The sequence below is a fragment of the Burkholderia sp. ZZQ-2 genome (assembly GCF_050768715.1).
Classification (GTDB): domain Bacteria; phylum Pseudomonadota; class Gammaproteobacteria; order Burkholderiales; family Burkholderiaceae; genus Burkholderia; species Burkholderia cepacia.
The window spans coordinates 14,342-35,011 of sequence record NZ_LDVA01000383.1 but is presented as its reverse complement, the minus strand read 5'-3'; the positions used below and the strand labels follow the sequence as shown (position 1 = coordinate 35,011).

17 protein-coding genes are annotated in these 20,670 nt (G+C 68.3%); 7 read left to right on the top strand and 10 right to left on the bottom strand.

The genetic code is table 11. The annotated features are described in order from the left end of the window. Window positions 1–33 precede the first annotated feature (33 nt). Complete coding sequence (locus ABY44_RS38815; RefSeq protein WP_060082766.1) at window positions 34–648, bottom strand: glutathione S-transferase family protein; 615 nt, start codon at window positions 646–648, stop codon at window positions 34–36. Between the two features lie 362 nt (window positions 649–1,010). On the opposite strand from ABY44_RS38815, the gene ABY44_RS38810 reads away from it, so the two are divergent. Together ABY44_RS38810 and ABY44_RS38805 are read left to right on the top strand one after the other, a co-directional pair. Beyond that, entirely contained in the window at window positions 1,011–1,568 is a 558-nt protein-coding gene (locus tag ABY44_RS38810; RefSeq protein ID WP_060171966.1) for a sugar O-acetyltransferase, read from the top strand. Between the two features lie 2,068 nt (window positions 1,569–3,636). Next, entirely contained in the window at window positions 3,637–7,209 is a 3,573-nt protein-coding gene (locus ABY44_RS38805; protein ID WP_060171962.1) for an indolepyruvate ferredoxin oxidoreductase family protein, read from the top strand. Between the two features lie 92 nt (window positions 7,210–7,301). Here the strand turns inward: ABY44_RS38805 and ABY44_RS38800 are convergent, their stop codons facing one another. Further along, window positions 7,302–8,969 carry a Na+/H+ antiporter gene (locus ABY44_RS38800; RefSeq protein WP_060171959.1) on the bottom strand — a complete coding sequence of 556 codons (1,668 nt, stop codon included), beginning with the start codon at window positions 8,967–8,969 and terminating at the stop codon, window positions 7,302–7,304. Between the two features lie 296 nt (window positions 8,970–9,265). Between ABY44_RS38800 and ABY44_RS38795 the strand changes: the two genes are divergently transcribed. The 4 genes from ABY44_RS38795 (at window position 9,266) to ABY44_RS38780 (ending at window position 12,348) form a co-directional block, all read left to right on the top strand. Beyond that, window positions 9,266–10,552, top strand: a complete 1,287-nt coding sequence (locus ABY44_RS38795; RefSeq protein ID WP_027788987.1) for a sensor domain-containing phosphodiesterase — start codon at window positions 9,266–9,268, stop codon at window positions 10,550–10,552. Between the two features lie 162 nt (window positions 10,553–10,714). Continuing rightward, window positions 10,715–11,101, top strand: a complete 387-nt coding sequence (locus ABY44_RS38790) for a hypothetical protein (RefSeq protein ID WP_027788988.1) — start codon at window positions 10,715–10,717, stop codon at window positions 11,099–11,101. Next, window positions 11,098–11,502, top strand: coding sequence for a hypothetical protein (locus ABY44_RS38785; RefSeq protein WP_060171957.1), 405 nt, complete (start codon window positions 11,098–11,100; stop codon window positions 11,500–11,502). The genes ABY44_RS38790 and ABY44_RS38785 overlap by 4 nt, the downstream gene beginning before the upstream one ends. 120 nt (window positions 11,503–11,622) lie before the next feature. Beyond that, window positions 11,623–12,348: a copper homeostasis protein CutC gene (locus tag ABY44_RS38780; RefSeq protein ID WP_021157415.1), complete on the top strand. Its 726-nt coding sequence runs from the start codon at window positions 11,623–11,625 to the stop codon at window positions 12,346–12,348. An 81-nt stretch (window positions 12,349–12,429) separates the two neighbouring features. On the opposite strand, the gene ABY44_RS38775 is transcribed toward ABY44_RS38780, so the two are convergent. The 7 genes from ABY44_RS38775 to ABY44_RS38745 form a co-directional block, all read right to left on the bottom strand. Continuing rightward, window positions 12,430–13,785, bottom strand: coding sequence for a purine-cytosine permease family protein (locus ABY44_RS38775; RefSeq protein WP_027788990.1), 1,356 nt, complete (start codon window positions 13,783–13,785; stop codon window positions 12,430–12,432). Window positions 13,786–14,001: 216 nt separating this feature from the next. Next, window positions 14,002–14,997, bottom strand: a complete 996-nt coding sequence (locus tag ABY44_RS38770) for a biotin-dependent carboxyltransferase family protein (protein ID WP_059695302.1) — start codon at window positions 14,995–14,997, stop codon at window positions 14,002–14,004. After that, entirely contained in the window at window positions 14,987–15,862 is an 876-nt protein-coding gene (locus tag ABY44_RS38765; protein WP_027788991.1) for a 5-oxoprolinase subunit B family protein, read from the bottom strand. The genes ABY44_RS38770 and ABY44_RS38765 overlap by 11 nt, the downstream gene beginning before the upstream one ends. Beyond that, window positions 15,859–17,322 (bottom strand): acetyl-CoA carboxylase biotin carboxylase subunit, encoded by a 1,464-nt coding sequence (locus tag ABY44_RS38760; protein WP_059695304.1) that lies wholly within the window; start codon window positions 17,320–17,322, stop codon window positions 15,859–15,861. The genes ABY44_RS38765 and ABY44_RS38760 overlap by 4 nt, the downstream gene beginning before the upstream one ends. 4 nt (window positions 17,323–17,326) lie before the next feature. Next, window positions 17,327–17,569 carry an acetyl-CoA carboxylase gene (locus ABY44_RS38755; RefSeq protein ID WP_021157410.1) on the bottom strand — a complete coding sequence of 81 codons (243 nt, stop codon included), beginning with the start codon at window positions 17,567–17,569 and terminating at the stop codon, window positions 17,327–17,329. A gap of 16 nt (window positions 17,570–17,585) precedes the next feature. Next, complete coding sequence (locus ABY44_RS38750; RefSeq protein WP_027788993.1) at window positions 17,586–18,368, bottom strand: 5-oxoprolinase subunit PxpA; 783 nt, start codon at window positions 18,366–18,368, stop codon at window positions 17,586–17,588. Beyond that, window positions 18,365–18,556: a hypothetical protein gene (locus tag ABY44_RS38745; RefSeq protein WP_138143291.1), complete on the bottom strand. Its 192-nt coding sequence runs from the start codon at window positions 18,554–18,556 to the stop codon at window positions 18,365–18,367. The genes ABY44_RS38750 and ABY44_RS38745 overlap by 4 nt, the downstream gene beginning before the upstream one ends. A gap of 71 nt (window positions 18,557–18,627) precedes the next feature. On the opposite strand from ABY44_RS38745, the gene ABY44_RS38740 reads away from it, so the two are divergent. After that, window positions 18,628–19,545: a LysR family transcriptional regulator gene (locus tag ABY44_RS38740; RefSeq protein ID WP_027788994.1), complete on the top strand. Its 918-nt coding sequence runs from the start codon at window positions 18,628–18,630 to the stop codon at window positions 19,543–19,545. Window positions 19,546–19,623: 78 nt separating this feature from the next. On the opposite strand, the gene bioB is transcribed toward ABY44_RS38740, so the two are convergent. Next, on the bottom strand, window positions 19,624–20,646 hold the full coding sequence (gene bioB / locus ABY44_RS38735; RefSeq protein ID WP_431643580.1) for a biotin synthase BioB: 1,023 nt from the start codon (window positions 20,644–20,646) through the stop codon (window positions 19,624–19,626). Window positions 20,647–20,670 lie beyond the last annotated feature (24 nt).

Here is a 20,670-nt window from a genome sequence, read left to right as displayed (position 1 = left end):
GGGCGGCTGGCGGCACCGCCCGCGCGCGACGCGTCACGCATGCAGCAGGCGCGCCGCTTCGCGCTGTTCGATCGCGACCGCGCGGCGGAATGCGTCGCGGTCCTCGGCGCGCGCGACGTAGTCGCCGAGCACGCCTTCGTGCGGCAGCAGATGCGCGTCGAACGCGATCTTCAGCGTGCTGGCGAGCAGCAGGTCGGCCGCGGTGAAGCGGTCGCCGACGAGCCATGGATGATGGGCGAGCGTTTGCGCGAGTGCGCGTTGCACGCGCGTGATGTTGCCCCAGCCGAATGCGACCGGATTGCCCGACGCGCCGGTGAATTTTTCGGCCATCGCCGGTTCGAGGCAGGTCGGCGTGAAGAACATCCATTGGAGAAAGCGGCCGCGCAGCGGATCGTCGGGCGCGATGCCGAGCCCGGCACCCGGGCAGCGGTCGGCGAGATAGAGCAGCACTGCGCCCGATTCGGCGAACGGCACACTGCCGTCGTCGAGCGCGGGCAGCTTGGCCATCGGGTTGACCTGCACGAACGCATCGCTGCCCTGTTCGTGCGAGCGCAGGTCGATCGGCACGAGTTCGTACACCACGCCGAGTTCTTCGAGCATCCACAACGCCCGGAATGCCCGGGTCTTCGGCCAGTAGTAGAGCTTCATCGTGCCTCCGTGATTGGGTGCAGCTGTCGGTCCGGTGGATGCTCAAGCGTACCCGAGCGCCGGAGGTTCGGACAGGGGCGCCCGGCCAGGGGCGCCCGGTGAGGGGCGGCCATCTGCGAGCGATGACCGGACGCGTGGCGTTTCGAGTGGAAAACCGGGCAAAGCTCGATGTGACAAGGAAGTAAACGAATAACTAGTCATATTCATACTAGTTATGAACGGGATGAAAAATTCCGGCGGAAGCCGGCGTCACTTGCCCGGCGTCGTGACGCCCGCAGTGCCCGTGCGCACGGCAAGACTCGCATCCGGCCGCATTCGCCGATACGACACGAAACAGGGAAATCATGGGAGACAACTCACGCATGGCAAACGACGATCGCACCACGATCATTCCGGGAAGAACGCCGGAGTCGGCGGCGATGGTGGCCGAGATCAAGCGGGCGATGGCGATCGCCGCGCGGATCAACCGCCTGACATTCGACGATGCCGCGGAAGTCCGCGCATTGTTCGGCGAACTGATCGGCACGCCGGTGGATGACGGCTTCGTGCTGATCCCGCCGTTTCATGCGACGGGCGGCACCGGCATGAAGCTCGGGCGCAACGTGTTCGTCAACCAGAACTGCACGTTCTACGATCTCGGCGGGCTCGCGATCGGCGACGACGTGATGATCGGGCCGAACGTCAGTCTCATCACGTCGGGCCATCCCGTCGAACCTTCGCGGCGGCGCGATTTCGTCGTCGCGAAGCCGATCGTGATCGAACGCAACGTATGGATCGGCGCCGGCGCGACGATCGTCGGCGGTGTGACGGTGGGCGAAAACTCGGTGGTCGCGGCCGGGGCCGTCGTCACGCGGGATGTTGCGCCGAATGTGCTGGTTGGCGGTAATCCGGCAGCGGTCATCCGGTCGATTGCCGAATGACGCGGCACGAGGGCGCGTGCCCGTTCGAAGCAGTCTGGCCGGACGGATGTGGATAACCGACCCTCGAGGCGACTCGAAACGCTGTGCATTTGAATGGTGAGGGTGCCGTCGAGGCCGTCCGGACGGGGCTTTCCGGTGTCTGCCCGATAGCCGCCGGTGGAGGCTCGGGCCGCGCCTGTCGATGTTTCGACGAAGGTCGTGCAGTGCGATCGGATGTGGATATCCTCACGCCGAAACGACTCGGCGCCCTGTGGATTTCACAGGTGAGGGTCGCCGGATGATGCGAAGTGCATGAAGCGGGTTGTGGACAACTCGCCCGCGGAACGAGGCGAAATGCTGTGGAATTCGACGGTGAGGGTCGGCGCCGATTCCGCGGCGCGCCTTTCCCGGCGGGGTTTCCTGACTTTTGCCGAGGTTCGGCGCGCCGCGCATTCTAGCCGAACGCGCGCATCGTGGCCGAACCGCGGATGCGCCGCGACGTGGATATCCCGGCATCGGCTGCCACCCGAAGGGCCGTGCATTCTAACGGTGAGCGCGGTGGAATGGTCTGCAATGCGCCGATTTTGCCGCGCATCGCCGCGTTCGCGAGCGACTCGACGTGCCCGCAAAGGCGCGCATCGACACGCGATAGGCGGTCAGCGCACCAGAATGCGATCATTCGGCCGCCCAAGCCCAAGCCCAAGCCCAAGCCCAAGCCCAAGCCCAAGCCCAAGCCCAAGCCCAAGCCAACACCACCTGAAGCGTCGTGCACATCCGGCTCGCACGCGAGCATGTGAGCGAAGATAGCGCGGGCTCCCGTGTGGATATCCGGCAGCCGAAACGACTCGCGGCACTGTGTATTTCGACGGTGAGCATCAGCGCTCGACCGGCCGATGAGCCGCTTCTGGCACGGAATGCCGGCGCGGTGGCGCGTCCGGGCTCCCGCTGTTGTTCGGCGGACTCTCGCCCATGTGGATATCCTGCGTCCCGGATCGCTCGAAGTGCTGCGACGGTGAGCATCAGCGCTCGACCGGCCGATGAGCCGCTTCTGGCTCGGAATGCCGCCGGCGCGGTGGCGCTTCCAGGCCCTCCGCCATGGCTCGGCGGATCCTCGTCCATGTGGATATCCTGCGTTCCCGATTACTCGAAGTGCTGCGACGGTGAACATCAGCGCTCGACCGACCGATGAGCCCCTTCCGGCACGGAATGCCGGCCGGCGGCGCCTTCCGGGGCGGCCCCGCTGTCTCCCGGCGGATTCTTGCCCATGTGGATATCCTGCGCGGCGGATCACTCGAAGCGCTGTGGTTTTCAACGGTGAGGGTGCCCGCGTGGTGGGCGGTTCTGCCGGATCGGACGTGGATAACCGCCATGGCAGCCACTCGAAGCCCTGTGTATTGCAACGGTGAGCGCGAGCCCGCGATTGTGCCGCATGCGGGTTCCGGCCTGCCTGACCGGGCGAGATACCGGCCGACAAACCCAGTCGCTCCCCAGTGTATTCGATCGGTGAGGGTGAACGCCGGATCGGCGACATGCGCCATTTCCGGTGTGGATATCCATCGCCGAAACCCACTCGCCGCGCTGTGAATTTCAACGGTGAGCGTCGGCACTGGAGCGTGCCGCATGCCGATGACGGTGTGGACATCCCGGCTCCCACGCCACTCGAAACCCTGTGCAATCGAATGGTGAGCGCGAGAGCGGGATTGTGGACATCCCGCTCCGCCGCCCAATCGGAACGCTGTGCATCTCAACGGTGAGCGTGACCGCCTCCACCCGCCGAAACCCTTGTCACACGGGGCGCGAGCGTCAACCGCCACATACCCGGGCCGTCGTCGGGCAATCCCGCGCGTTCCCGGCAAACAGCCCGTCTGCCCCGACACGTCGCCCATCCCGCCCGGCCGCCGCGCGCGAGAACTATCTCAAATTTGGTCAAAAACCTGCGCAGTTTTTCTCGCTACAGCCCCGTCCGAGCAAGATGAGAAAAAACATTCTCGGCTGCGCGCGAAAAAATAGAGCCATTCGCTGCCGTCCCCCACGCGTCGTCCGACGCCTGCCGCGCAGCCCAGAACAGCACAATCAGGAGACTTCCCCCATGACCGCCCGCTTGCCCGTCGATGGCACGCCCGCCCTGTCCGACTACCGCCTGACCGACAACCTGACCGCGACGCGCGGCCGGATCTTCCTGACCGGCACGCAGGCGCTGGTCCGCCTGCTGCTGATGCAGCGCACGGTCGACGCCGAACAGGGGCTCAACACGGCCGGCTTCGTCAGCGGCTATCGCGGTTCGCCGCTCGGCATGGTCGACCAGCAGCTGTGGAAGGCGAAGAAGCTGCTCGACGCCGGCGGCGTGCGCTTCCTGCCCGCGATCAACGAGGAACTCGGCGGCACGGCCGTGCTCGGCACGCAGCGCGTCGAGGCCGATCCCGAGCGCACGGTCGAGGGCGTGTATGCGATGTGGTACGGCAAGGGCCCGGGCGTCGATCGCGCGGGCGACGCGCTGAAGCACGGCAACGCGTACGGTTCGTCGCCGCATGGCGGCGTGCTGGTCGTCGCGGGCGACGACCACGGCTGCGTGTCGTCGTCGATGCCGCACCAGAGCGACTTCGCGATGATCGCGTGGCACATGCCGGTCGTGAACCCGGCGAACATCGCCGACATGCTCGAATTCGGCCTGTACGGCTGGGCGCTGTCGCGCTACTCGGGCGCGTGGGTCGGTTTCAAGGCGATCTCCGAAACGGTCGAGTCGGGCTCGACCGTCGACCTCGACGCGCTGCAGACGCACTGGCCGGCGCCAGAAGGCTTCACGCCGCCGGCGGGCGGCCTGCACAACCGCTGGCCGGACCTGCCGAGCCTGACGATCGAAGCGCGCCTCGCCGCGAAGCTCGACGCGGTGCGCCATTTCGCGCGCACCCACAGCATCGACAAGTGGATCGCACCGAGCGCGCAGGCGAACGTCGGCATCGTGACCTGCGGCAAGGCGCACCTCGACCTGATGGAAGCACTGCGCCGCCTCGACCTGACGGTGGCCGACCTCGACGCGGCCGGCGTGCGGATCTACAAGGTCGGCCTGTCGTATCCGCTCGAGATGACGCGTATCGAGACCTTCGTCGACGGGCTCGCCGAAGTGCTCGTGATCGAGGAGAAGGGCCCGGTCATCGAGCAGCAGATCAAGGACTATCTGTACAACCGCACCGAGGGCGCGCGCCCGCGCGTGCTCGGCAAGCACGATGCCGAAGGCGCCTGCCTGCTGTCCGAACTCGGCGAGTTGCGCCCGTCGCGCATCCTGCCCGTGTTCGCCGAATGGCTCGCGCGCCACAAGCCGGCGCTCGACCGCCGCGAGCGCGTCGTCGATCTCGTCGCGCCGCAGATCCTGTCGAACGAGGCGGATGCCGTGAAGCGCACGCCGTACTTCTGCTCGGGCTGCCCGCACAACACGTCGACGAAGGTGCCGGAAGGCTCGATCGCGCAGGCCGGCATCGGCTGCCACTTCATGGCGTCGTGGATGGAGCGCGACACGACGGGGCTGATCCAGATGGGCGGCGAGGGCGTCGACTGGGCCGCGCACGCGATGTTCACCAACACGAAGCACGTGTTCCAGAACCTCGGCGACGGCACCTACTTCCACTCGGGCATCCTCGCGATCCGCCAGGCCGTGGCCGCGAAAGCGAACATCACGTACAAGATCCTCTACAACGACGCGGTCGCGATGACGGGCGGCCAGCCGGTCGACGGCAGCATCTCGGTGCCGCAGATCGCGCGGCAGGTCGAGGCGGAAGGCGTGTCGCGCTTCGTCGTCGTGTCCGACGAACCGGAGAAGTACGACGGTCACCACGGGCTGTTCCCGAAAGGCACGACGTTCCATCACCGCAGCGAGCTCGACACGGTGCAGCGCGAGCTGCGCGAGACGCCGGGCGTCACCGTGCTGATCTACGACCAGACCTGCGCGGCCGAGAAACGCCGCCGCCGCAAGAAGGGCGAATTCCCCGACCCGGACAAGCGCCTGTTCATCAACGACGCGGTGTGCGAAGGCTGCGGCGATTGCGGCGTGCAGTCGAACTGCCTGTCGGTCGAGCCGCTCGAGACGCCGCTCGGCCGCAAGCGCCGCATCGACCAGTCGTCGTGCAACAAGGACTATTCGTGCGTGAACGGCTTCTGCCCGAGCTTCGTGACGGTCGAGGGCGCGGCGCTGAAGAAGGCCGCCGGTGCCGCATTCGACGAAGCCGCGCTCGCCGCGCGCGTCGATGCGCTGCCGGTGCCCGCGACGCATCTCGACGCGGCGCCGTTCGACATGCTCGTGACGGGCGTCGGCGGCACGGGCGTCGTGACGGTCGGCGCGCTGATCAGCATGGCCGCGCACCTCGAAGGCAAGAGCGCGTCGGTGCTCGACTTCATGGGCTTCGCGCAGAAGGGCGGCTCGGTGCTGTCGTTCGTGCGGATCGCGTCGAGCGACCGGTGGCTGAACCAGGTGCGCATCGACACGCAGCAGGCCGACGTGCTGCTCGCGTGCGACATGGTTGTGGGCGCGAGCGCCGAGGCGTTGCAGACGGTGCGTCACGAACGTTCGCGGATCGTCGTCAACACGCACCGGATCCCGAATGCATCGTTCGTGCAGAACCCCGACGCGAACCTGCATGCGGACGCGCTGCTCGAGAAGATGCGTCACGCGGCCGGCGACGGCTACCTGTCGAGCTGCGACGCGCAGGCGCTCGCCGCGAAGTTCCTCGGCGACTCGATCGGCGCGAACATCCTGATGCTCGGTTATGCATGGCAGCTCGGCCTCGTGCCGGTGTCGCTCGCGGCGATGATGCGCGCGATCGAACTGAACAACGTCGCGGTGCCGATGAACAAGCTCGCGTTCTCGATCGGCCGGATGGCGGCCGGCGACGCGGCGGGCCTCGAGGCGTTGTGGAACGCGCGCCACACGGTGGCCGCGCATGCCGCGCCGGAGACGCTCGCCGAGCTGATCGCCGATCGCGAGGCGCGTCTCGATGCGTACGGCGGCGCCCGTTATGTCGAGCGCTACCGTGCGCTCGTGAGCGCGGCGCGTGCGAAGGGCGACGACGCGCTCACGCGCGCGGTCGCGACGACGTTCTACCGGCTGCTCGCGGTGAAGGACGAATACGAGGTCGCGCGGCTGTACACGGACGACGCGTTCCGCACGGCGCTCGAAGCGCAGTTCGAAGGTGTGCCGGGGCAGGCCTATCGCGTGAAGTTCAACCTCGCGCCGCCGACGGTCGCGAAGGCCGGCAGCGACGGCAGCGTGCCGAAGAAGCGCGTGTTCGGCCAGTGGATGTGGCCGGTGTTCGGCGTGCTGGCGCGCGTGCGCAGCCTGCGCGGCACGTGGCTCGATCCGTTCGGCCGCACCGTCGAGCGCAGGATGGAACGCGCACTCGCCGACGACTACGAGACGACGCTCGCGCGGGCGCTCGCCGCGATGACGGCCGGCAATGCGGCGCTGGTCGCGCAACTGGCCGACCTGCATGCCCGCGTGCGCGGCTTCGGTCACGTGAAGGTGCGCAATCTGGCCGGCGTGAAGCGCGCGGAGCGCGAGCTCGCACTGCAGCTCGGCATCGACGCGGCGACGAGCGCGGCCGTGCAGCACGCGCTCGACGAGATGAAGGGCGCGGGCATGCTGAAGGGGATTCCGGTCGTGGTCGCGAAGTAACGCGCGCTCGGGCGGATGTGAAAACGGCGACGCTGGTGCGTCGCCGTTTTTTTATGTACGTCGACGGCTGCGTGCCGGCAGCCGCCGTTCCGTCAGAGAATGCCTTTCTTGCGCGTCGACAGCGCCGTTTCCGACAGGTCGATCTCGCGCAGCAGTTTCGTCAGCGTCTCGTCGGAAATCTTGCTGTCGCTGCGCAGCCGGTACAGCGCGGTGCGTTCCGCGCGCACGGCCGCGATCCGCATCTGCAGTTCCATCGTTTCGGCCTGCTTCGCTTCGGCGCGCGGCGTGGGGCCGTCCTCGGCGAGCGTCGCGAGGCGGCGGCGGTACTGGTCCATCACGCGTGCGGAGATATCCGCGCAGCGCGCGGCGCCCGATTCGTCGAGATCGGCCGAGATCGCGTCGTGCGACGAGTCGATCGCGCGGATCGCGGCCTGCGCGGCGGCCGCGCGCGCGGCGCGTTCCTCGTCGCCGAGCGGGCTGCGCGACGAACGCACGCCGCGCAGCAGCAGCGGCAGGCCGATCACCGCGACGACGAGCGAGCCGAGGATCACCGCCGACGCGATGAAGACCGCGGTGTCGCGGCCCGGCAGCGGCACGCCGTCGGACAGCGCGACCGGAATCGACAGCACGCCGGCGAGCGTGACCGCGCCGCGCACGCCGCCGACCGTCATCACCGCGATCGTGCGGGTGCCGGCCATCGTGCCGGCGAGGCCCTGGCGCGCGGCGCGACGGCTCGCGAACCAGCGCAGCAGCCAGACCCACAGGAAGCGGATCGCGTACAGCGCGAGCATCATCGCGCAGACGTTGAAGATCATCCGGCCGACGAGCGCGTCGCTCGTGTGGTGCGCGTCGACGAGCGTGCGGCCGATGATGTGCGGCAGCTGCAGCCCGAGCATGATGAACACCATGCCGTTGAACACGAACTCGATCATCGCCCACGTGCTTTCGGCGCGCACGCGCGATGCGACGGTGCTTTTGCGCGAGAAGCTCGTGTAATTCATCATCATCCCGGCCGACACGGCCGCCAGCACGCCCGACAGCTCGAGGTGCTCGGCGAACAGGTAGGCCGCGAACGGCACGAGCAGCGTCATCACGATGCCGGGGGCCGGATCGCCTTCCTGCTCGGCGTTCAGGAAGCGCGTCGACAGCGCGCTGAACGCCCACGACACGATCGCGCCCGTCGCAAGGCCGCCGGCCGCGACGATCACGAACGTGATCGACGCATCGCGCAGCGAGAACATGCCCGTCAGCGCGGCCGCGATCGCGAATTTCAGCGCGACGAGGCCCGACGCGTCGTTCATCAGCGCCTCGCCTTCGAGGATGTGCATCAGCTGCGGCGGAATCCGGCCCTTTCCTGCGATGCCCGACAGCGCGACCGCGTCGGTGGGCGACAGCACGGCCGCGAGCGCGAACGCGATCGGCAGCGGCAACTCGGGTATCAGCCAGTGCGCGAAGTAGCCCACTGCGAGTACCGTCATGAACACGAGCCCGAATGCGAGCATCAGGATCGCGCGGCGCTGCAGGTACAGCTCGCGCTTCGGAATCCGCCAGCCGTCCGCGAACAGCAGCGGCGGAATGAACAGCAGCATGAAGATTTCGGGATCGAACGTGACGTGCAGGTTCAGCTTCGGCCACGCGAGCATCGCGCCGAAGGCGATCTGCATCAGCGGCAACGGCAACTGGAACGGCAGGATGCGCGTGACGGCGCCGGACAGCGCGACGGTCAGCAGCAGGATCAGGACGGTGAAGACGATTTCCATCGATACGGCGAATACGGGGAATGAAACGATCGTACGGAGTGTAGCGTGACAGCGTGACGGGTGCGTTCGAGCGGCCGGTGCGTGCGCACGAAACTGGTGCGTCGCGCGTGTGCCACGGTGGTGCGGCGGCCCGGTGAGCCCGCGCGGCGCATGGGTTCTACGCGCCTTGCACGGAGCTTGCTTGATGCTGGTCAACCGTCCGGCTTCGACCGGGCAACCGAGGGTCCAACCATGACATTGCACGCGCCGTTCGCCTTGCCGGGCGCCGCGTTCGAAGGCATTACCAGGAGGAAGGCATGACGATCGTGCAACAGGAGCGTCCGGCCGCTGCGTCGCCGTACCGGTTCGAGCGGGAGGTGAGTTCCGGCCTCGAACGTCTGGCGACGCAGCACCGCGACCTGACGCTCACGACCGTGTTCCAGCCGATTTTCAGCCTGTCGCACCAGCGTGCGGTGGGCTACGAGGCGCTGCTGCGCGCGCACGATGCGCTCGACCGCGCGGTGTCGCCGCTCGACGTGTTCGGCGAAGCCGCGCGCCAGGGCGAACTGCTGCAGCTCGACCGGCTCGCGCAGGCGCTGCATCTCGAGAACTTCGCGCTGCTCGGCGCCGAGCGCGAGTGGCTGTTCCTCAACGTGCATCCGGGGGTGCTCACCGACCCGTTCCAGGCGGCCGCGCTGCTCGCGAACCTGAAGCGGCTCGGCATGCCGCCGCGCCGCATCGTGCTCGAAGTGCTCGAGCAGCGTGCGGAGGACGTCGAGCGGCTGGCCGAGGCCGTGCGCGAATTCCGCACGCACGGTTTCCTGATCGCGCTCGACGATTTCGGCGCGGGCCACTCGAATCTCGAGCGGATCTGGCAACTGAACCCGGACATCGTGAAGCTCGACCGGATCATGCTGTCGCACGCGGCGCACCGCACCGGGCTCACCGCGATCCTGCACGGGCTCGTGACGCTGCTGCACGAGGCCGGCAAGCTGGTGCTCGTCGAGGGGATCGAGACCGAGCACGAGGCGCAGATCGCGCTGTCGTGCGAGGCCGATTTCGTGCAGGGCTACTACTTCGGCCGGCCGGCGCCGGGGCTGCCCGACAGCGCGGCCGCGACGGGCTGCATCGGCGAGCTGACCGAGCGTTTTCGCCAGCAGACCGAGGCGCGCGAGCGGCGCGATGCGCAGCGGCTCGCGCCGTACCTGCGCGCGTTCGAACGCGCGGCCGAGCGCCTCGCGGCCGGCGAGCCGCTCGACGAGGTGTGCTGGAACTTCCTCGCGCTCGACGCGGCCGCGCGCTGCTTCCTGCTCGACGCGCACGGCCGCCAGTCGGGCCGCAACGTCGTGCTGCGCGCCGACCGCGCGCTCGCCGAGGCACGCTTTTCGCCGCTGGCGGACGCACAGGGCGCGAACTGGCTGCGCCGGCCGTATTTCCGCTCGGCAATCGCCGAGCCGGGGCGGGTGCAGGTCACGCGGCCGTACCTGTCGATCAACGAGGCGCAGCCGTGCGTGACGCTGTCGGTGGCCGTGCGCGTCGGCGATACGCAGCGCGTGCTGTGCGGCGATATCGACTGGGCCGACGACGAAGCGGACGCCGGCTAGCGGCGCGCGCACCGCAGGCGGCGAGCAGGGCGATCCGGGCCGGTACGGGCGGCCCGTTGCGCTCGCCCCGCGCTTCCCCGACAATGGCGCGACCGCGGCCATCGTGACCGCGGGCGCGCCGTCCCGGGGGCCACCATGGCGGCGAATAACAAGGAAAACACAATGAAAAGACCGATTTCGCTGACCATTCTCGCGTGGATCATCATCGTGACCAACGCGATCACGTGCATCTATACGCCATTCACGATCGGCATGCCGACCACCCAGGCGCTGCTGTCGCACTACCTGCTGCCCGTCTGGGCGACGCTCGGTATCAGCGTGCTCATCGAAGCCGTGAACGTCGTGATCGGCATCGCGATCCTCAAGGGCCGCGAATGGTCGCGCAAGGCCTATATCGTGACGGCCGTGTTCGGTTTCGCGTTCTCGTTCGTCAACATGCCGGCGTCGATGTTCGCGGTGCTGATCCCCGGCTTCCTGCTGTTCGCCCTGTTCGTCTACCTGCTGTTCCGGCGCCCCGCGACCGCGTATTTCCGCCAGGCGAGCGCATGAGCGTCGTGCGCAACGCGCTCGCGATCGTGCTGTTCGCGATCGCGGGCATGTGCGTGATCACCGCGCAGATGATGGCGTTCATGAAGCTCGGCCATACGCGGGCGATGCTCGTGTTCGTCGCCGTGTTGTTCGTGCTGTCGGCCGTGTTCCTGGCCGTGGGCGCGTTCGCCGGCGCGTTCCGGCCGCGCGCGCGTGGCGCGGGCATCGCACTGCTCGTCGCGTCCGCGACCACCGCGTTCGGGGTGATCGGCTGGGTGACGCTCCTGCTGGCGCCGGGGATCGTCGACGTGATGCAGCAGCAGGGCGTCGACGTGAACGCGCGGATGTTCCGGTTCGCGCCCGGCGCCGTGGTGACCGGCCTGTCCGCGCTCGTCGGCGTGTGGCTCGCGCGGCGCGGCTGACGGTGCGACTCGCGACGGGACTGACGGGGCGCCGCTGACGGCGGGGCGCCCGTCACGCTGGCGCCCGTCGCGCGGCTCGGCTAGGATGCGCGAATTGTCCTGACGATTCGCGGGCCGCCCATGAGCCGAAACGCCGCTTCTTCCATCCTCCTCGAAGTGATCGCCACGACCGTCGGCGACGCGAAGGCCGCCGCCCGCGCGGGCGCCGACCGCCTCGAACTCGTGACCGCGATCACCGAAGGCGGGCTGACGCCGAGCGTCGGCCTGATCGAAGCCGTCGTGGCCGCCGTGCCGATTCCCGTCAACGTGATCGTGCGGCCGCACAGCCGGTCGTTCGTCTACGACGCCGACGACCTGCGCGTGATCGAGCGCGACGTGCGCGCGGCCGTCGCGGCCGGTGCGAACGGCGTCGTGTTCGGCGCGCTCGACGCGCGCGGCGACGTCGATCTGGGCGCGCTGGCCCGCATCGCGGCCGCGGCGGACGGCCGCGCGCTGACGTTCCACCGCGCGTTCGACGTGTCGCGCGATCTCAACGCAGCGTTCGACGCGCTGCTGCGCGTGCCGGCCGTCACGTCGGTGCTGACGTCGGGCGGCCATCCGTCGGTACTCGACGCGGTCGCGACGATCACGCGGCTGGTGCGGCAGACGGCAGGCTCGACCTGCACGGTGCTGGCCGGCTCGGGGCTCACGGTCGATGCGGTCGGCGATTTCGTCCGCGCGACCGGCGTGCGCGCGGTGCATTTCGGCTCGGGCGTGCGGCCGCGCGGCGAGGTGCTGGCACCGGTCGACGAACTGCTCGTCGCGAAGGTGCGCGCGACCATCGACGGGGCCGCGTCGCACGTGTGAGGTGCGCGGCTGCCACGGCGCGACGAATCACGCCAGCGCGCGGCAGACGATTGCGCGGCCCGCGGCGGCACGCGTACCCCGTCACGTATTGCGCACGAACCAGGTACGTTTCGCGGTGCCCAGCAGCGCGCGATAGACGGCCCACGACACGACGAACGTCGCGGGCGCCGACAGCGACGCGGCGAACCCCGTCGCCTGGTTTAGCGCGAGTCCCGTGAACGCGCCGGCGAACCATGCGGTCAGCCCGCCCGGATTGAAGGTCGGCACATGGGCGTCGCGGCATTCGACGTCGTCGCCGACGAGTTGCCCGTACCGGCCGGACAGGATGTGCGCGAGCGCGACGCCGACCCACGCGACGACGAAGATGCCCTGGTACGCGAGCGCCTGCAGGATTCGCGAGAAGATGTCCGCCATCATCAGCGCATAGACGACCGCGCCGACCACGAGTGCCCACACGAACTTCGGCGCGCGCACGCCGGCCACCTTCAGGAAGAACGCCTGCATGTTGACGGTCGCGAGGTAGTAGTTCGCGGTGTTGATGCGGGATTGCGTGACCCACACGAACAGCAATCCCCACACCCCCATCAGCTTCAGCAGCGCGAGCACGACCGATACTTCGGAAAGCGTACCGAGCCCCGGAATCGTGCTGACGAGATAGATGCCGGCCGCGCCGTTGACGAGAAACGTGACGAGGTAAAACGGCATCCCGAAGTTGAAGCGGCCGTGATAACCCGCGTCTTCCTTGCGGCCGAAGCGCGCGTAGTCGAACGTGAACATCATCAGCACCCACACGCCCATGTAGTAAACGAAGCAGTGCCACCAGCCGCCGGCAGGCGCGTTGCCGGCCGGCCCGAAATCGAGCCACGCCGCGTTGTAGCCGTATTCGGCCGTCGCGAGCCCGACCGCCGCGAGGAGCCCGAGCAGGTAGAACGGCAGCAGCACGCCGTTGAACTTGTCGAGCCAGTGCTGCACGCTGCCGAACACGAGCGGCACGCTGTAGCAGACGACGAGCAGCGCGGCCCATTTGTAGTCGAGCGCCGGAAACTGGTGGTGCGCGGCAACCGCGATCACCGAGCCCTCGAACACCGCGTAGTAGATCGCGGTCGCGAAGAAGATCAGTGTCGCGAGCGCCGCGCCGGCGCTGCCGAACAGCACGCGCGAGAACAGCGCGACCGAGAGTCCCGTGCGGATCGCATAGCGGCTGATGATCGTGTTGACGAGGCCGTACGACACGACCGACAGCGCCATCCCGATCAGCGCGTTGCGCGCGCCATAGGTGAGCGCGAGCGTGGCGCCCACGACGATGTAGAACACCGCGCTGCACACGGCCCACCACGCCATCGTCAGCGAGAAGGGCGGCATGCGCGCGTGGTCGGGGACGGCGAGCGTCGACAGGTCGAGATCCTCGTCGGTACGGGCCTGAGCCAGGTTGGCCATGATCGTGCTCCTTGATGCGCAGAAGTTGCGAACGACGTCTCGGCCGCGGCACAGGCGATCCGCAGGGTTGCCCCGACGTCGGGCGGGCAACCGGTTCGGCAGGAACAGCGCGCAGGCGTCCCCGCCGCGCGGCGCTCGGCCGGGCGGGCGGAAGACGGACAGCGAAAAGGGGGCGGCGACGAACGGCGCCCGGCACGCGAACCGGGCGCCCGGTGCTCAGTCCCGCAGCACGGCGCGCAGCAGCGCGAGGCGCCGCTGGTACTCGCGGCGCGCGGCGAGCGCGTCGGCCATCGTCACGCGCACGAAGCGCGCGCGGTGGTTGGGCTGCATCTGGCCGATCAGGTCCATGTCGGCGCTGATGACCGTGCCGATCGTCGCGTAGCCGCCGCCCGACACCGCGTCGCGGTGCAGGATGATCGGCTCGAGCCCGGCCGGCACCTGGATCGAGCCGATCGGGTAGCACGCGTCGACGATGTTCGACGGATCGGCGCCCGCGCCGAATGGCTGCTCGCGCGGCCGGAACTGCAGCGCGCGGCCGTTCTTGTAGCGATAGCCGATGCGATCGGCTTCGGGCGCGACCGTCCATTCGTCGTCGAAGAAGGTGCGCGCCGAATCGTCGGTGAGCCGGTAGTGGTACAGGCCCGTCAGGACCCGCAGCTCGACCTGGTTGTCGAGCGGCCGGCTCACGGCCGCCGGCAGCTCGCGCCCTTCGCGATGTGTGCCGACGGGGGCGCCCAGCGGCAACCGGTCGCCTTTCTGCAGGCGCCGGCCCGCGTGGCCGCCGATCGCGCCGAGCGCGTAAGTCGAGCGGCTGCCGAGCACGACCGGCACGTCGATGCCGCCCGCGACGGCGAGATACGCGCGTGCGCCCGCCTTCACGTAATTGAACGACAGCACGCTGCCTGCGCCGATCCGCAGCGCGACGTTGCAGCGCTGGCCGATGCCGTCGATCTTCGGCGTCATCTCGGCGCCGGTGACGGCGATCAGCGCATCCGTATGGAACAGCAGCTCGGGGCCGAGCAGCGTGCATTCGAGTACGGCGGCTTCTTCGGGATTGCCGACCAGCAGATTCGCCGCGCGCGATGCGTACTGGTCGAGCGAGCCCGACGGCGGGATGCCGACGTGGTAGTAGCCTTGCCGGCCCATGTCCTGGACCGACGTCGCGAGGCCGGGTTTCACGACCTCGATCAGGTTGTGCGCGTCAGCTTGCATGCAGCACCTCGACGAGAGAGCGGTTGTACGCATCGGGATCGCGCAGGAATGCGTCGAGCGAGAATTTCACCGGGCGCACGCGCAGGGAAAAGGTGCCGGCCTCGACGTCGGCCACCGCGGCGTCGTAGGTCACGCGATCGATCGGCTGGAATTTCACGATGTCGCCGGGCCGGAAGAACACCATGAACTCGCGCAGGTAGTCGAGCCGCTGCGCGGGGTCGAAGATCGGCGCCGGCGTCACGCCGAACATCTGGTAGCCGCCCGCGCCGCGTACCGAGTAGATGCAGCCGAAACAGCCGCCGTGGCCCACGGTGAGCTTCGGCGTGTCGGTGCGCGGCCGCAGGTATTTCGGCACTTCGAGCTGGCGTTCGCGCTCGACCATCTGGTACATGAACGGCAGGCCCGCGACGAAGCCGACCATCGACACGAACCATGGCGACCCCGAGTGCGCGGCGATGAAGGCATCGACGTCGCGCTTGCCGTTGATGCGCGCCGCGTATTCGAGATCGGTCGACGACGGATCCTGGTGGCGTTCGCGAAACCGCATCAGCGTCTCGTGCGTCCATGGGTCGTTGTACAGCACCGGCACCTCGACGATGCGCGTATCGAGTTCGAGTGGCGCGTCGCCGACTTCGGCCTCGATCGTCTTCAACAGCGCGACAAGCGCATCGGGCTCGATCACGTCCGGGTCGTAGCGCACCTGGTAGGACGCATTCGCCGGACAGATCTCGGTGATGCCCGGCACCGCGCGGCGCTGCAGTTCGCGCGTGATCGCCGTGCCCTTGAAGAATGCGTCGAGCGACATCGATTCGCTGATTTCGACGAACACGAATTCGTCGCCGCCGAAGGTATAACGGGTCGTCACATCGCCTCCCCGACGCGCACGGCGTCTGCATGTTCGGCTGCGTGTTGCTGCGTGGCGGCTGTTGCGGCCTCACGCCATTGCGGCATCCACGCTTCGAGGAAATTCGTGTGATAGTGCCCGGCGCGTACGTCGTCGTCGGCGAGCAGCGCGACGTGCAGCGGCGCGGTCGTCTTCAGGCCGCCGACGTGCAGCTCGCCCAGCGCGCGGGCCAGGCGCTGCAGCGCGGCCGCACGGCTCTCGTCGTGCACGATCAGCTTCGCGAGCAGCGAATCGTAGAACGGCGGCACGACGTAGCCCGGATAGAGCAGCGAATCGACGCGCACGCCGGGGCCGGTCGGCCACACCAGTGTGTCGATCCGGCCGGGGCTCGGGCGGAAATCCTGCAACGGATCTTCCGCGTTGATCCGGCATTCGAGCGCCGCGCCGCGCATCGCGATGTCCTGCTGCGCGAAGCGCAGCGGCTCGCCGTCGGCGATGCGCAGCGTCTCGCGCACGAGATCGATGCCGGTGATCGCCTCGGTCACCGGATGCTCGACCTGGATGCGCGTGTTCATCTCGATGAAGTAGAACTCGCCGCGCGCGTCATCGAACAGGTATTCGAGCGTGCCCGCGCTGCGATAGCCGACCGCCTGCGCGAGCCGCGTGGCCGACGCGCACAGTGCGTCGCGCTGCGCGGGCGTGAGCGAAGGCGACGGCGCTTCCTCGAGGATTTTCTGGCGCCGCCGCTGCAGCGAGCATTCGCGCTCGAACAGGTGGACGACGTGACGGCCGTCGCCGAGCACCTGCACCTCGATGTGGCGCGCCCGCGCGATGAAGCGTTCGAGGTACACGCCGCCGTCGCCGAACGCCGCCTGCGCCTCGCGCTGCGCGAGCGGCAGCTCGGCGTCGAGCTGCGCGGCGTCATGCGCGACGCGGATGCCGCGCCCGCCGCCGCCGGCGGCCGCCTTGATCATGATCGGGTAGCCGATGCGCGCGGCGACGTCCCGCGCCTCGTCGAGCGACTGCACGACGCCGTCGCTGCCGGGCACGGTCGGCACATTGGCGCGCCGCGCGGTTTCGCGTGCGCGGGCCTTGTCGCCCATCGTGGCGATCACCTGCGAGTCCGGGCCGACGAAGATCAGGCCGGCCGCCTCGACCTGCGCGGCGAAGGCGGCATTTTCGGACAGGAAGCCGTAGCCGGGATGGATCGCGTCCGCGCCGCACTGCCGCGCGGCGTCGAGGATCGCGGCGGGATTCAGGTAGCTCTTCGCCGCGTGTGACGAGCCGATGTGGACGGCTTCGTCGGCCATGCGCGCGGCGAGGCTGTCGCGGTCCGCGTCGCTGACCACGGCGACCGCACGCATGCCTAGCTCGCGCGCGGCACGGATCACGCGCACCGCGATCTCGCCGCGGTTCGCGACCAGCACTGTGCGGATGCGCGACGGCCGGTAGAACGCGCTGGAGGAGGTTGCCGGATTCATCGCATCACCCCTCGATCCGCATCAGCACCTGGCCCGCGTCGACTGGCTCGCCGTCCTCGACGAGCAGTTCGACAACGCGCCCTGCCGCATCGGTTTCGATCTCGGTGAACTGCTTCATCACCTCGACGAGGCCGACCACCGCGCCGGCGGCGACCGTCGCATCGACCGCGACGTAGTAGTCCGCATCGGGCGACGGACGCCGGTAGAAGGTGCCCGGCAGCGGGCTGACGATATCGTGCAATGCCATCGTGTGTCTCCTTGAATCAGTGATGGGCGGCGAGCGGTTGCGGCCCGGCGGTCCGGATGCCTTCGCGGATCAGCGCGTGGCGCGTTTCGCGCACGAGGTCGAGCGCGCCCGGCGTGTCGCTGTGGATGCAGACCGAATCGAAATCGATGTCGATGTCGTCGCCATCGATCGTCCGCACCTTGCCGTCGATGCACGCGCGCAGCACCTTGTCGGCGACCTGGCGCGGATCGAGGCGGCCGACGCGGCGCGTGAACACGATCGAGCCGCTGCGGTCGTAGTCGCGATCTGCGTAGAACTCACGGACGACCGGCTGCCCGTACTCGACGGCGACGCGGTACGTGACCGACGCCTCCATGCAGTACAGCCACAGGCCCGGATCGACGCGTTGCAGCGTTTCGATCAGCATCCGCGAGAACGCTTCGTTGCCTGCCGCATGCATGTAGAGCGCGCCGTGCGGCTTCACGTGCTGCAGGCTGACGCCGTTCAGGCGCGCGAACTCGCGCAGTGCGCCGAGCTGGTACAGGATGTCGTTGACGAGCGCCTGCGGCGTTTCGGCGATCGTGCGGCGGCCGAAGCCGACGAGATCGCGAAAGCCCGGGTGCGCGCCGATGCCGACGCCTGCGTCGCGCGCGAGCTGCACCGTGCGCGCCATGATGTTCGGATCGCCGGCGTGAAAACCGGTGGCGATGTTTGCCGAGCTGATCAGCGGCATGATCTGCTCGTCGACGCCGTCGCCGATCGTCCACGGGCCAAAGCCTTCTCCCATGTCGGAGTTCAGGTCGACGCTGTGCTTCCTCATACGATGTGCTCCTTCTGGTTCTCCGGTTCGCGTGCGTCGTGGCGCATGCCGAAACCGTGTTGAACGCAGGTTAGCCGCGTGGGGGGCGTCAAAAAAGTTCTATTTTTATATGCGACCGTATCGATTTTTTCGATACCGTGGAAAACGGCTGCCAGGTGCCGCCGCAGCAGGAACGGCAGGGTTTCCACGAGGTCTGGTTCATGGGCACGGCACGGTTGTTATGATGTTTGTCGCGTGCCCATCTGTTTTCTCATCGACCATGGCCCTGACCCTCAGACAGCTCAAGTATTTCGTCGCGACCGCCGAGCTCGGCCAGATCTCGCAGGCCGCGATCCAGCTCACGATTTCGCAGTCGGCCGTGACGAGCGCGATCAGGGAACTGGAGGACAGCCTCGGCACGCAACTGTTCCTGCGCACGCCGTCGGGTGTGACGCTCACCGACACGGGGCGGCGCTTCCTGAATCACGCGTACACGATCCTGTCGTCGGTTGACGAGGCGATGCGGATTCCGAACCTCGAAAGCACACTGGCCGGCACGCTCGCGATCGCCGCGAGCTACACGGTGCTCGGCTATTTCCTGCCGCACCACGTGCTGCGCCTGAACACGCTGTATCCGCGGCTGACGATCCACCTGCACGAGCTGAACCGCGAGTCGATCGAGGAAGGGCTGATCGCGGGCCGCTACGACATGGCCGTGCTGCTCACGTCGAACGTGTCGAATCCGGCGCTCGTGCTGGAGCCGGTGATTCACTCGGTGCGGCGGCTGTGGGTCGGCGCGCATCATCCGCTGCTCAGGCACGAGAGCGTCACGTTCGCGGAAGTCGCGCGCGAGCCGTTCGTGATGCTGACGGTCGACGAGGCGGGGCAGACGGCGCTGCGTTACTGGAACGAGACGCCGTACCGGCCGAACGTGATCCTGCGCACGTCGTCGGTCGAGGCGGTCCGCAGCATGGTCGCGAACGGCAGCGGCGTCGCGATCCTGTCCGACATGGTGTATCGGCCGTGGTCGCTCGAAGGGCGGCGCATCGAGACGATCGTGCTGCGCGATGCGGTGCCGCCGATGAGCGTCGGTCTTGCCTGGCGCAAGGACATCGAGTTGAGCCCCGCGATGCACGCGGTGCGCGATTATTTCCGGCACACGTTCATGGAGCCGCGCGCGCTCGGCGGCGCGGCCTGAACGACGGGGCCGGATACGGAAAAGCCGGGGCATCCCCCGGCTTTTCCGTTTGCAGATCCGGCCCGACGGCCGCTCCGCTTACGCGTTCGCCGACATCGCGTCTGCGTCGCTCGCGCGGATGCCGAGGCGCTCGAACAGCGCGCGATCCTTCTGCGACTGCGGGTTGCTCGTCGTCAGCAGCTGGTCGCCGTAGAACATCGAGTTCGCGCCGGCGAGGAAGCACATCGCCTGCAGCCCGTCGTCGAGCTGTTCGCGGCCGGCCGACAGGCGCACGACGGCCTTCGGCATCGTGATCCGCGCAACCGCGATCGTGCGCACGAATTCGAACGGGTCGAGCGGCGCGGTGCCTTCGAGCGGCGTGCCTTCGATCGCGACGAGGTTGTTGATCGGCACCGAATCCGGATACGGGTTCAGGTTCGCGAGCTGCGAGATCAGGCCCGCGCGTTCGCGGCGCGATTCACCCATCCCGATGATGCCGCCGCAGCACACGTTGATGCCGGCGTCGCGCAAGCGGTCGAGCGTGTCGAGGCGATCCTGGTAGGTACGCGTCGAGATCACCTGGCCGTAGAACTCCGGCGACGTGTCGAGGTTGTGGTTGTAGTAGTCGAGGCCCGCATTCGCGAGTTCCTGCGCTTGTTCATCTTCCAGCATGCCGAGTGTCATGCAGGTCTCGAGGCCGAGTTCCTTCACGCCGCGCACCATCTCGGTCAGCGCCGGCATGTGGCGCTCCTTCGGGTTGCGCCACGCGGCGCCCATGCAGAAGCGGCTCGCGCCGTTCGCCTTCGCCGCGCGGGCGGCATCCAGCACCGCGTCGACGTCCATCAGCTTCTCGGCCTTCAGGCCCGTGTCGTGGTGCGACGACTGCGAGCAGTAGCCGCAATCTTCCTCGCAGCCGCCCGTCTTGATCGACAGCAGCGTCGACAGCTGCACCGCGTTCGCGTCGAAGTGCTCGCGGTGCACCTGCTGCGCGCGGAAGATCAGGTCGTTGAACGGCAGCTCGAACAGCGCGACGACGTCGGCGACGCGCCAGCGTTGCGAGGCCGGAGCGGCCACGGGAATCGCGTCGGGTTGCACGGTGGCGGCGGTCTGGGCTTGGGTCATATCGTTTTCCTGTCCTGGTCGGGG